The following is a 12,336-nucleotide window of genomic DNA, read 5'->3' as shown; positions in this document are numbered from 1 at the left end:
CAATCCTAACGGCCCCAGCATTCAACCTTGTCAGGCAATTATCTGGAGTGAAATCATGGAAAACCGAAGGAAACCTGCGCCTCCCGCCGCCACGCTCGACATAAACTGCGACTGCAAAGAATATGTCATCGACTATCTGGAGCGGGCCTTTCCGACGCGGCAGATGCGGGTCTTCACCGACGATACGGGCACGCCGCGGTCGGTGCCGATGGAGGATGAGGCCGGAAACCCCATCTACAATCCCGAGGCCGAGGCGGCGCGCGACCAGCTTATCGAACAGCTCTGCGCACTCCCGCCGATCATGTCGGCACTGGACGGCCTTCTCGAGCACTTTGGGCACGACCGTGTCGCCGAAGTGACGGGACGCACGAAGCGTCTGATCTCGGCGGGCGATGGTCGCCAGAAGCTGGAGACCCGGTCAACGCGCACGAGTCAGGCCGAGGCGGCGGCGTTCATGGAGGGCCGCAAGCGCATGCTCGTCTTCTCCGACGCCGGTGGAACGGGGCGGTCCTACCATGCCTCCCGCGACGTCGCGAACCAGGAGCAGCGCGTCCACTTGCTGCTCGAACCGGGCTGGCGCGCTGATCGCGCGATCCAGGGGCTTGGCCGCACCCACCGAACGTATCAGGCCAGCACCCCGTTATTCCGGCCCGTCACCACGGACTGCAAAGGCGAGCTCCGCTTCACCAGCACGATCGCGCGCCGGCTCGACACCCTAGGGGCACTGACCCGCGGCCAGCGTCAGACCGGCGGTCAGAACCTTTTCGATCCCGCGGACAATCTCGAAAGCGAATATGCCTGCGCGGCCCTGGTGAGCTGGTTTCATCTGCTCGTTGGCGGCAAACTCACCAGTGTCAGCCATGCCGATTTCGAACGCCGGACCGGTCTCGAACTTTGCGACAAGGACGGGGTGATGAAGGATGAGCTGCCGCCCATCCAGCGTTGGCTCAACCGCATCCTCGCTCTGTCGATCGGCCTGCAGAACAGCATATTCGACGAGTTTCTCTCGCTCGTGGAGACCCGCGTCTCGGCCGCGCGCGAATCCGGGCGGCTCGATGTCGGTGTCGAGACCATCCTGGTCGACAAGGCCACGCTGATCGACGACACGCTACTGCGCACTGACCCGGTCAGCGGCGCAACCTCGCATCTGCTGACGATCGAGATCGAGCATCGGCGCGTGCCCATCTCGATGGAGCGGATACTGCATGTCGCGGATAGCGATGCGACCGCCGAGTTCCTGATCAACACCAAGTCCGGCAAGGTCGCGCTCCAAACGCGTGCCCGCGCCCTCATGGAAGAGAAGGAGGGCACGCCCATTCCCCGCATCGAGCTCACGCGGCCGACGCGGCGCGAATATATGCGTGAGCAGGAGCTGTTCGAGAGTGCGTGGAGCCTGATGGATCGCGAAGCCTTCTCGGCCAAATGGCTCGAGGAGGCCGAAGAGGCCGCGAATAAGATCGACACCGATACCGTTCGCCTCGCGACTGGATTGCTGCTTCCGATCTGGTCAGCGCTTCCGAGCGACCATCTTGTCGTCAACCGCATCGCTGACAAAGCGGGCAATAGCTGGCTCGGCCGTCTCGTTTTCGACGAGCATGTCGTCCAACTCTTCACCAAGCTTGGCATCGACCGGGCCGAGAACATGCCGCCTCAGGATATCGTGAAGTCAGCTTTCTCAGGCCGCGCGGTCGATATCTCGCGGCCCTTCCCGATGACGATCAGGCGAGCGCTGGTGAACGGCACGCCGCGCATCGAACTTGTGGGAGCGCCATCGCAGCAGCTCGCATGGCTCAAGTCGATCGGCTGTTTCACCGAGGTCATCCAATATCGAACCCGCGTCTTCCTGCCGGTCCCGACGGCTGCGGAGACGCTCGATCGGATCTTGAAAGGCCACTAGGGGCGGATTGTGGACTGGCGGGTTTCAGCACTCGCTCTAAAATAGCTGCCGTTCAGACGTCACGCGGTGAGCTGGCAACTCGCGACCAGATTACGACGTTCGCTGATCGCTCGCGAACGTCCGACACTCACAATAGCAGTCATTCCGCTTAACCGAGCTGTCAGGCCGGAGCCGCCTGAATTGCGGACGTTCGCTGGTTAGGATCGCATCGTCGAAACCTGCCCTACATTATTTTTGCGGTCCAACGGCGGCAACTGGGCCGCCCTCGGCCTGCCCGGTTCGAAACACTGGAAACGGCAGGAGCGACCCTTCGATCATAGATAGCGCCTTGCTGAACGCAGCGCATTGCCGGTTGTGAATGAAGATTTTAGTCTCTGTCAGCCCCATTTGCTGGACATAGGCCTTGTGTCGCTGCCACTGGTTTGGATAATGCAACGGGCTGAATGTAGGGGACCGAGCATTTTGGCGCGGAAGGAACAAGGCGATTAGCATATCCGGCGCGAGCGTTCTCTGGTCACTGCTCGCCTTTCCCTTTATCGGCAGCATTCTCGTGGCGCTGCTCCCGAGCACCGCGCGCAACGCAGCCGGGCTGATTGCTGGCGCGGTCGCGCTTGTCAGCCTCATTCTCACGCTGGCGCTGTACCCGCTGATCGAGACCGAGGGCGTGATCAGGACCGAGTTGCCGTGGCTGCCCTCGCTCGGTCTCAATCTGCTCGTCCGGATCGATGGCCTGGCGTGGCTGTTCGCCCTGCTGATCACCGTCATCGGCCTGCTTGTGATCATCTACGCGCGCTATTACATGTCGCGGCGCGATCCGGTGCCACGGTTCTTCGCGTTTCTGCTGGCGTTCATGGGCGCGATGCTCGGGCTGGTGCTGTCGGGCAACCTCATCCAGCTGGCCTTTTTCTGGGAGCTGACCAGCCTCTTCTCGTTCCTGCTGATCGGCTATTGGAACCATATCGAGGCGGCGCGCAGCTCGGCGCGGATGGCGTTGATCGTGACCGCTGCGGGCGGCCTGTGCCTGCTGGTGGGCGTCTTGCTGATCGGCAAGGTGGTGGGCAGTTACGACCTCGACGCGGTGCTCGCGGCGGCGGACCTGATCAAGGCCAGCGAGTACTACCTTCCTGCGCTGATCTTCATCCTGCTCGGCGCCTTCACCAAGAGCGCGCAATTCCCCTTTCACTTCTGGTTGCCGCACGCGATGGCGGCGCCCACGCCGGTCTCCGCCTATCTCCATTCCGCGACCATGGTGAAGGCGGGAATTTTCGTGCTGATGCGGTTCTGGCCGGTTCTGGCGGGGACGCAGGAATGGTATCTGATCGTCGGCACCGCCGGGCTGCTGACCTTCGTGATCGGCGCCTGGGCGGCGATCTTCCAGCACGACCTCAAGGGGTTGCTGGCCTATTCCACGATCAGCCATCTCGGCATCATCACCCTGCTGCTTGGGTTGGGATCGCCGCTCGGCCTGGTTGCGGCGATCTTTCACACGGTCAACCATGCCACGTTCAAGGCATCGCTGTTCATGGCCGCGGGCATTATCGACCACGAGACCGGCACGCGCGACATCCGCAAGCTGAGCGGCCTCTACGCGGTCATGCCGATCACCGCCACGCTCGCGACCGTCGCAGCGGCGGCGATGGCCGGCGTGCCGCTGCTCAACGGGTTCCTGTCAAAGGAGATGTTCCTCGCCGAGGCGCTCGACGGCGGTAGCGGCACTTTTCTCGACGTCCTGCTGCCGGTGGTCGCCACCACGGCGCTCGCGCTGAGCGTGCTATATTCGATTCGCTTCGTGCTAAAGACCTTTTTTGGGCCGCCACCGGTCGGCTTATCCAAAGAGCCGCGCGAGCCACCGTTCCTGATGCGGCTGCCGATTACGGTGCTGGTGCTGGCGTGCCTGCTCATCGGCATCTTCCCCGCAATGACCGTTGGACCGGTGCTCGACGTTGCGGTGAGGGCGGTGTTGCAGGACGATACGCCATATTACAGCTTGGCGATCTGGCACGGACTTACTCAGCCACTACTCCTCAGCATGTTGGCCCTGGCTATCGGAACCGCAGGGTATTTCCTCCTGCGCGATCGGCTTAACGCGGCGAGAGGAGCGCCCGGTATCGGCTATTTCAAGGGTCGGCGGATGTTCGAGACGGTGCTGGCAGTGGTGATTTCGGGTTCGCGAGTACTCGAAAAACTGCTCGGCACACGGCGCCTGCAGTCGCAATTGCGTATTCTGGTTGCCCTTGCCAGTCTTGCGGCACTGCTCCCGTTCCTGCGCTATGGCTACCAACTGGGGCCAAACGCCCTGTCCCCGGTCCAACCCGGATTCGCTGCGATCTGGGTGGCAGGGGCAGTATGCGCCATCGGGTCGGCGTGGCAGGCCAAGTATCACCGGCTGGCCGCACTCATTCTGATGTCGGGCGCGGGCCTTGCCAGCTGCATCAGCTTCGTGTGGCTGTCCGCCCCCGACCTGGCGTTGACCCAATTGCTGGTGGAGACGGTCACCACCGTGCTCCTGCTGCTCGGCCTGCGCTGGATGCCCAAGCGCCAGCCGGTGGAGTGGCCACGCGGCAGGATGCCCAAGTCGGTGATCGCGCGGCGCGGTTCGGACCTGGCGCTGGCGCTGCTGGCCGGTGCGGGCATGACCGCGCTGTCGCTAGCGGTGATGACGTTCCCGATCGGGCATACGATGTCGCGCTATTTTATTGAAAACGCCTACCCGCAGGGCGGCGGACGGAACGTGGTCAACGTGATCCTGGTCGATTTCAGGGCATTCGACACGCTTGGCGAGATCACCGTCCTGGCGATCGTGGGATTGACGATTTACGCGCTACTGCGCCGGTTTCGCCCGGCCGCGGAAAGCGTGCGCATGCCCCAGCAACAGCAGGTGCAGAACGCCTACGACCACAGGCAGGAGGACCGCGCGCTGGGCGACACCTTGTCCGATTATCTGTTCGTGCCGCGCGTGGTGATCGAGTGGCTGTTTCCCGCCATCGTGGTGCTCTCGCTGTATCTGCTGATCCGCGGCCATGATGCGCCTGGAGGTGGATTCGCGGCGGGCATCACCATGTCGATCGGCCTGATCCTGCAATATATGGCTGCGGGCACCCGCAGCATCGAGGAGCGGCTGCGCATCCAGCCATTGACGTGGATGGGGGTCGGGCTGCTGCTCGCCCTGGGCACCGGATTGGGGGCGTGGCTGTTCGACTTCCCGTTCCTCACCACCTGGTTCGAATATGCCGGCATTCCGCTCCTCGGCCAGGTCCCGCTTGCTTCGGCACTATTGTTCGACCTCGGGGTGTTCATCCTCGTGATCGGTTCGACCACCTTGATGCTGGTCGCCATGGCGCACCAGTCGATCCGCACCCCGTCCAGACGGGTCGTGCCGCCCGCCGCGCTGTCCGCCGAGGGGGCCGTCTGATGGAACTGGTGCTTGCGCTCGGCATCGGCGTGTTCACGGCTTCGGGGGTGTGGCTGATCCTGCGCCCGCGCACCTTCCAGCTGGTGCTCGGTCTGTGCCTGATGTCCTACGCGGTCAACCTGTTCATCTATGCCATGGGCCGGTTGCGCGTCGATGCGCCGCCGCTGGTCGGCTCTGAAGCCGTGGCGGATGCAGCGATCTACACCGATCCGCTGCCCCAAGCGCTGGTGCTCACCGCGATCGTGATCTCGTTCGCGATGACGGCGCTGCTGCTGGTGGTGCTGATCGCCGCGCGCGGCCTGACCGGAACCGACCATGTCGACGGCGAGGACGAGGAATGAACGGCTGGGCCGGGCATCTGATTGTTGTGCCGATCCTGCTGCCGCTGATCGCGAGCGCAATCATGCTGCTGCTCGACGAACGCCAGCGGCGGGCGAAGAACGCCATCAGCCTGGTGACGCATGTGGCGCTGCTCGGCGTTGCCGTCACGTTGATGGTGCAGACGGTCCAGCTGGGTTTCAGCGGCAATTCGGCCACGCGGGTCTATCTCATCGGCGATTGGGCCGCGCCCTACGGCATCGTGCTGGTGGCGGACTGGCTTTCGAGCCTGATGCTGCTACTAGCAAGCATCCTCGGCCTCGCCTCGTTCATTTATGCGGTCGCCCGATGGGACCGGGCCGGGCCACGCTTCCAAGTGCTGCACCTATTGCAGATGATGGGGCTCAATGGCGCGTTCCTAACCGGCGATCTGTTCAACCTGTTCGTATTTTTCGAGATTCTGCTCGCGGCATCCTACGGACTAATGCTGCATGGCTCGGGTACGAAGCGGGTGACCATCGGCATGCATTACGTGGCCATCAACGTGGCCACCTCGCTGCTCTTCCTGATCGGCGTCGGGCTGATCTACGGCATCGCCGGCACGCTCAACATGGCCGATCTGGCGACCATCATCCTGGGCACCCGAGGCACCGAACTGACCCTGTTGCAGAGTGGATTTGCCGTGCTCGGGCTGGCGTTCCTGATAAAGGCCGGGATGTGGCCGGTCGGATTCTGGCTGCCCAAGACTTATGCGGCCGCAGTGCCGCCGGCCGCCGCGCTGTTCTCCATCCTCAGCAAGGTCGGCATCTATGCTCTTTTACGGGTGTACCTGCTGCTGTTTACCAGCGAGGTTGGCTGGCCAGCAAATTTCGGTGGTGAGTGGCTGCTGTACGGGGGCATTGCAACGCTGATCTATGGTACGCTTGGAGTGCTCGCCGCGCGTACCTTGTCGCGGGTCGCGGGTTATTGCGTCATCATCTCGTCGGGCACGCTGCTTGGCACGATCGGCGCCAGTGACGGCGCGGTGCTCGGCGGAGCGTTGTTCTATCTGGTCAGCTCGACGCTCGGCATCGGCGCGTTCTACCTGCTGCTCGAACTGGTCGAACGGCGAGAGACCGAATCCAGCGTCCGCACGATCGTCGAGCCGGTTTTCGAGGACGAATACACCGGGGCCCGCCCCGAGGAGAATGCCGACGAAGTGCGCATCGTAATTCCGGCCACCATCGCCATCCTCGGCGGAGGCTTCATGTTCTGCGCCCTGTTGCTTTCCGGGCTGCCGCCGCTGTCCGGCTTTATCGCCAAGTTCGCGATCATTCACGGTCTGCTGAACCTGGAGCCGACAATCGCGCCGGCCATCGGCCTGCTGGTGGCGCTCATGATCATCTCGGGAATGGCGACGCTCGTGGCGACCACGCGCGCCGGTATCGACCTGTTATGGACGCCGTCGGACCGACCGCCGCCGCCGCTCAGGCTGGCCGAGGCAGTCCCGGTCGGCCTGCTGTTGCTGGTGTGTCTCGGCTTGATGGTGTTCGCGGGCCCGACGATGCGTTATATGGAGCGCACGGGCGTTTCGCTGCAGGATCGTCAAGGTTATATCAATGCAGTGCTGGGGGCCGATCGCCGAACCACCGAACCACGGACGGCGCTCCCATGATCCGGCGCCTGCTCCCTTTTCCGTTCCTCGCGGCGAGCCTGCTGATAATGTGGCTGTTGCTCATGCAGTCGGTTTCCCTCGGGCAGGTCCTGCTCGGAGCGCTTGTGGCGCTCGTCGCCACCTGGAGCATGACTCGAGTTCGTCCGGTGACATCACGCATCACAAAATGGGGCAAGGTAATGCGGCTGCTGGCCATAGTCGTGATGGATGTTACCCGCTCGAACCTCGCCGTGGCGCGTATCGTTCTTTCGCCGGGAGCAAGGCAGCACTCTTCGTTCCTGCACATACCGCTCCAGCTCAAGAGCCCCAACGCCCTCGCCTGCCTCGCGCTCATCATCACTGCCACGCCGGGATCGGCCTGGGTCCAGTTCGATCGCGGCTCCGGGATGCTCCTGATCCATGTTTTCGACCTCGTCGATGAAGACGACTGGATCCGTTTGCTCAAGTCGCGTTACGAGGCGCTGTTGATGGAGATTTTTGAACCGTGAGCGGTCAAATCCTTGCATTTGCCCTGGTTCTTGCGCAGTTGATGCTTGGAGCCAGCCTGCTGTGCGCCACCTATCGTCTCGTGGCGGGTCCGCGTGCGCAGGATCGCGTGCTTGGTCTCGACAGCCTTTACGTAAACGCGATGCTGATGCTGCTGGTGTTTGGCATCAGGACCGGCAAGACAGTCTATTTCGAGGCCGCGCTGATCATCGCCATTCTCGGCTTCGCTGCCACCATGGCACTGGCGAAATTTCTCATGCGCGGAGAAGTGATCGAATGAACGTGGCTCCAGATCTTCCAGTTTGGGCCGCGATCGTGGTCGCTCTACTGGTGCTTGGCGGTGCGGGCATGGCACTGGTCGGCTCTATCGGGCTGCTACGTTTCGGCACCTTCTACGATCGGCTCCATCCACCAACCCTGGGTACCAGCGCCGGCACGGTGCTGATCTGCGCCGCTTCGGTTGTGTGCTTTTCGCTCCTTGGAACCCGTATTTCGGTCCACGAGATTCTTGTCGTGCTCTTCATGACCGTGACCACGCCCGTCACCTTCATGCTGCTTGCCCGAGCCGCCCTCTACCGAGACCGCATAGAGGGTGACCCGGGCGTTCCTCGCAGCGATGGCTAAGCTTATGCGTGAAAGCGAAACTCCCTAGGCTAAACTAGCTAAGCGCCGTCCCGGCGAACCGAACAGCGAGAACGAACGCTGGCAAAATGCTCGACTTCAATAGGGACGCGCTCATGTCGTTTGTCCTTGAACCACCTGCGCACCGCGGCATTAAGAGCAAATGACTCTTGCCGCACCTGAGATTGCCCTCCTGGGCATTGGCGTCCTGCTGCTTTTGACCGTCCTGGCGGGGACACTTTCCAGTCGCTTCGGGCTGCCCGCACTGATCGGATTTCTCGGTCTGGGAATGCTTGCCGGCGAAGACGGGCCTGGCGGCCTAATGCTCGACGATTACCTTTTCGCGCAATTCATCGGCGTCCTCTGCCTCGTTTTTATCCTCTTTTCTGGCGGGCTTGACACTATCTGGCGCAGTGTCCGCAAAGTGGCCGTCCCTGCTCTGGTCCTTGCGACGTTTGGCGTCGTCATCAGCGCCGCTATCACTGGCGCGGCCGCAATCCTATTGCTCGATTTCTCGCCCCTACAAGGTTTTCTTCTGGGTTCGGTAGTAGCTTCTACAGATGCAGCTGCGGTCTTTGCCGTCTTGCGCACTCGAGGAGTCGATTTGAGGCCGGACGTTCAGGCCCTAATCGAGTTCGAATCCGGCTCAAACGATCCGATGGCGATCTTCCTGGTTGGTGCCACACTGATGCTCATAGCCATTCCAAGCACCCCGATCATTGGTCTTGTGCCCGGCTTCGCTATCCAGATGGTACTGGGAGGGGCAATCGGGCTGGGCATTGGCTATCTCCTGCCCGAAGTCTTGAACCGTGCGCACTTCCGCTATGGTGGTCTCGGCTTCGTCGTGTCCATTGCCGCTGCACTCGTTGCGTATGGCCTAGCGGAGGTTTCGGGCGGCAACGGGTTCCTATCGGCGTATCTCGCCGGGTTGATGGCTGGCAGCCGTACTTTTGCGGCAAAACGGGCGATCTCCACCTTTCAGGACGGGATGGCTTGGCTGGCTCAGGTCGCCATGTTCCTGACGCTCGGCCTACTCGCTACGCCAACTCGGCTCCTTGACATTATCGCCCCGGGGATTGCCATCACGGTTGTGCTGATGTTCATCGCCCGCCCGATCAGCGTGTTCCTCTGCCTCGCCCCATTCAAGTTCGACTGGCGCGCCAAGCTCCTCGTATCGTGGGTCGGCCTGCGCGGAGCGGTACCGATCGTGCTCGCAACTTTCCCGATCGTGGCCGGGATTCCGGGAGCTTTCGCGATCTTCAACATCGTGTTTTTTGTCGTGCTGGTATCGAGTTTGGTCCAAGGTCCGACGCTGGGATGGACCGCTCGGCGCCTTGGCCTCAACCGGGTGGCTGGTGGTTCGGAGGGCTAGCGAACCCGAGCTTCGTGGCCGCAACCGTTGAGGGCGAGGGAAGACCGATAGGGCCGATATAGGAGAGCAGAATGGTCGAACACATTCTCGTGGCTACAGACTTGACGCATAGATCAGAGCCGGCCATCGCTCGCGCGGTAGAGCTTTCAAAGCGCTTCGAGGCTGCAATGACGCTTCTTCACGTGGTCGAACATGACCAACCCGAAGCCTATATCGCGCGCGAGCTCGAACATGCACAGGAAGCGCTTACCGAAGAGAGCGCACGGCTCCGCGCCACCACGGGGAGCCCAGTCGACGTACGTGTGCTTGCCGGCGATACGCTTGAGACGATCGGTGATGTCGCCTCCCATATCGGCGTAGATCTCATCGTACTTGGGCGGCATCGTCGCCGAATACTGCGGGATCTCTTCGTCGGCACTACTGCTGAGCGCGTGATCTGGCGCGGCACTCACCCGGTGCTGATGGTGAAACAGAGCCCGGCGGGACAATACCGGCGGATTGGGGTGATGACCGACTGCTCGGAGCCGTCAGCCAAGGCTCTGCGCGTCGCAGAAGCTCTAGGGTTGCTATCGGACGCAGTACTCGCGGTGATCCATGCACGCCTTGCTTTTGCAAAGACTACGCTGGCCGCTCACGCAACCGCACAAGCCATGCAGGACCATATTGGCGCCGAGATTAAGACCGCAACCGTGGAGCTGCGAGAATTTCTTGAGGAGCAGGGCCGCAGAGACCTTTTGGGGTGCCTTGTTGTGCGAGAGGGTGATCCGATGACGGTCATCCGCGCTTTCATCGAAGAGCAGGAGCCGGATCTGCTGGTGATGGGAACGCATGGACGCACCGGGATAGGGCGGTTGCTGCTCGGCAGCGTGGCGGATGAAGCCTTGCGCTCTCTCGACCTCGACATTCTCGCTGTTCCGGTCCAGGCTGAAGTTTGAATTTCGATTCAAACCCCCTTTGGAAACAGTCACCTTGCTGAGCGTCCTGCAATTTCCGCTGATAGTCATGAGAGCGGTCGCAGTTCTGCTGCTATTTGCAGTAGTAACCCAAGTAGCTCCGATTTTCGACATGCGCATCCATGCGGAATCCAGCTCCGTCTTCAGCGCTTCAACAACCGACATTGCTTTGGCTTCGAACCAGCGCCTTTCGGTGGAAGTCCGCACGAGTCCAAAGCCTGACCCACAATTGCCCGAAGAAGTGCATGGGCAATTACATCAGACAGGCGGACTCGAAGCCCCTGAGTCCGTTCGGTATGCCGCAAGAGCTCCGCCTGTTTCCCCACCCCGCAAGATTCTGGCCAACCAGGCCTCCCCGCGGTCCCCTCCATATTCCTGATGACCCAAGCCGCGCCTCAGTAAGCGCGATCATTGACGGTTATCAGGATGAAGCGATGAAACTACCTTCGGAAAACGCTCCTCGGAGCGAGCGTCGTGCGCAAATTGAAGCAATTATAGCCAGCTACCCAACGGTCTCAGATGCGCAGCTTGAAGAGTTGCTCTCCTGGTTCAATAAGGAGGCTTCCGCGATGGACATCGGGCTTGTAGCCAGCAACGACGACATCCGGGCACAATACCGTCGATTCAGGTCAGATCATATCGACCGGCTTAAGCTAAAGGATATCCTGGTCCCGGCGATGTTCGTCGCGGCTGTCTTCGTAGCAATAGTCTTCTACGCGAGCCTCTGATTTGCCTTGGTAAACCGGTTCTCAGCCGGGATTGGGGGTACGCTGGGCTGTGGAACAGAGAAGCAATAGTACGAAGTCGAATGGGCTTGCAAAGCCACATGACGGTCGCCGCTACTCGACCGGCTCAAGACAGAATGCTCGCCCGCAAATTCGCGGCTATTGGTGCCGACAGGGTTGAACCTGTCGGCACCCATGGTTCAAGGACTGTCTCCAATGTCCCCTGACCTGATCATCGTTCTTGCCCTTCTGGCTGCAACCATCGTGATGTTTGCCCTCAACCGGCCCCGGATGGATGTGGTCGCCCTGATCATGATGACCGTCCTGCCTCTCACCGGCGTCATCAGCGTACCTGAATCCCTGGCGGGACTCAGCGACCCCAACAGTACGCATCCGGCGAGGACCGCAGCTACTGACGGTTCGCTGCGGGATTTGGCATCTTACTTGCCGAGGAAGGCCTCGACGCCTTCTTGAGCGAGCACATCGCGGAATGCAGCATCGGCATCGCGGTCGGTGGGGAATAGATTGTCCCAGACCGTCGAGGTGCCGTGCTCGTTGACGACCTCGAGGGACCAACCGCGTTCGGTGGCGATCCGCACGATGTTGATGGTCAGCCGTACGCCCGCCTGTTCGATGGACCGGCAAAGAGAGGATTCAATGAGTTCGGGTTGCGGGCCAAATTCCATGCCGTGATGCTATGAGATCACGGCTCCAGCTTCAACGCTGTTGGTTTCCAATTCCATGGGAGTAGCTCGCCAAGCCGATTAGCCGGATGACCGGCGATGCGGGCGAGGACGTCAGCGAGCCAAGCCTGGGGATCGACGTCGTTGAGGCGACAGCTCTGAATGAGTGAAAACATGATGGCGGCGCGCTGACCGCCGCGATCGGAGCCGCAAAA

General features: G+C 61.6%; 12 protein-coding genes and 1 pseudogene. 11 read left to right on the top strand and 2 right to left on the bottom strand.

Features of this window, described 5'->3' with window-relative positions:
- Window positions 1-88 precede the first annotated feature (88 nt).
- From SxD43FB_RS22150 to SxD43FB_RS22095, 11 genes and pseudogenes are all read left to right on the top strand, one after another.
- Window positions 89-1,897: pseudogene (locus SxD43FB_RS22150) on the top strand (strawberry notch C-terminal domain-containing protein); the annotation flags it as partial.
- A gap of 484 nt (window positions 1,898-2,381) precedes the next feature.
- On the top strand, window positions 2,382-5,309 hold the full coding sequence (locus tag SxD43FB_RS22140; RefSeq protein WP_343228865.1) for a monovalent cation/H+ antiporter subunit A: 2,928 nt from the start codon (window positions 2,382-2,384) through the stop codon (window positions 5,307-5,309).
- Complete coding sequence (locus SxD43FB_RS22135; RefSeq protein WP_096063973.1) at window positions 5,309-5,650, top strand: Na+/H+ antiporter subunit C; 342 nt, start codon at window positions 5,309-5,311, stop codon at window positions 5,648-5,650. Before SxD43FB_RS22140 ends, SxD43FB_RS22135 begins: the two co-directional genes overlap by 1 nt.
- A complete protein-coding gene (locus tag SxD43FB_RS22130; protein ID WP_096063972.1) occupies window positions 5,647-7,281 on the top strand; it encodes a monovalent cation/H+ antiporter subunit D in 1,635 nt (544 codons plus the stop codon). Before SxD43FB_RS22135 ends, SxD43FB_RS22130 begins: the two co-directional genes overlap by 4 nt.
- Window positions 7,278-7,769 (top strand): Na+/H+ antiporter subunit E, encoded by a 492-nt coding sequence (locus tag SxD43FB_RS22125; protein ID WP_255245858.1) that lies wholly within the window; start codon window positions 7,278-7,280, stop codon window positions 7,767-7,769. The genes SxD43FB_RS22130 and SxD43FB_RS22125 overlap by 4 nt, the downstream gene beginning before the upstream one ends.
- Complete coding sequence (locus SxD43FB_RS22120; protein WP_096063971.1) at window positions 7,766-8,047, top strand: K+/H+ antiporter subunit F; 282 nt, start codon at window positions 7,766-7,768, stop codon at window positions 8,045-8,047. The genes SxD43FB_RS22125 and SxD43FB_RS22120 overlap by 4 nt, the downstream gene beginning before the upstream one ends.
- Complete coding sequence (mnhG, locus tag SxD43FB_RS22115; RefSeq protein WP_096063970.1) at window positions 8,044-8,391, top strand: monovalent cation/H(+) antiporter subunit G; 348 nt, start codon at window positions 8,044-8,046, stop codon at window positions 8,389-8,391. The genes SxD43FB_RS22120 and mnhG overlap by 4 nt, the downstream gene beginning before the upstream one ends.
- 160 nt (window positions 8,392-8,551) lie before the next feature.
- Window positions 8,552-9,760: a potassium/proton antiporter gene (locus tag SxD43FB_RS22110; RefSeq protein ID WP_096063969.1), complete on the top strand. Its 1,209-nt coding sequence runs from the start codon at window positions 8,552-8,554 to the stop codon at window positions 9,758-9,760.
- Between the two features lie 71 nt (window positions 9,761-9,831).
- Window positions 9,832-10,695 carry a universal stress protein gene (locus SxD43FB_RS22105; RefSeq protein ID WP_096063968.1) on the top strand — a complete coding sequence of 288 codons (864 nt, stop codon included), beginning with the start codon at window positions 9,832-9,834 and terminating at the stop codon, window positions 10,693-10,695.
- A 452-nt stretch (window positions 10,696-11,147) separates the two neighbouring features.
- Window positions 11,148-11,441, top strand: coding sequence for a hypothetical protein (locus SxD43FB_RS24975; protein ID WP_141249600.1), 294 nt, complete (start codon window positions 11,148-11,150; stop codon window positions 11,439-11,441).
- 213 nt (window positions 11,442-11,654) lie between these two features.
- Entirely contained in the window at window positions 11,655-11,912 is a 258-nt protein-coding gene (locus SxD43FB_RS22095) for a hypothetical protein (protein ID WP_096063966.1), read from the top strand.
- On the opposite strand, the gene SxD43FB_RS22090 is transcribed toward SxD43FB_RS22095, so the two are convergent.
- Window positions 11,879-12,124 carry a hypothetical protein gene (locus SxD43FB_RS22090; protein WP_043151651.1) on the bottom strand — a complete coding sequence of 82 codons (246 nt, stop codon included), beginning with the start codon at window positions 12,122-12,124 and terminating at the stop codon, window positions 11,879-11,881. The two genes, SxD43FB_RS22095 and SxD43FB_RS22090, sit on opposite strands and share 34 nt — an antisense overlap.
- 17 nt (window positions 12,125-12,141) lie before the next feature.
- Window positions 12,142-12,336, bottom strand: a 195-nt coding sequence (locus tag SxD43FB_RS22085; protein ID WP_141249599.1) for a transposase domain-containing protein, incomplete at its 5' end; no start/stop codon positions are given.

This window comes from Sphingobium sp. D43FB, assembly GCF_002312805.1.
GTDB lineage: Bacteria > Pseudomonadota > Alphaproteobacteria > Sphingomonadales > Sphingomonadaceae > Sphingobium.
Note: the sequence above shows the minus strand (reverse complement) of the source record. Positions and strands in the feature narration are given on the sequence as shown.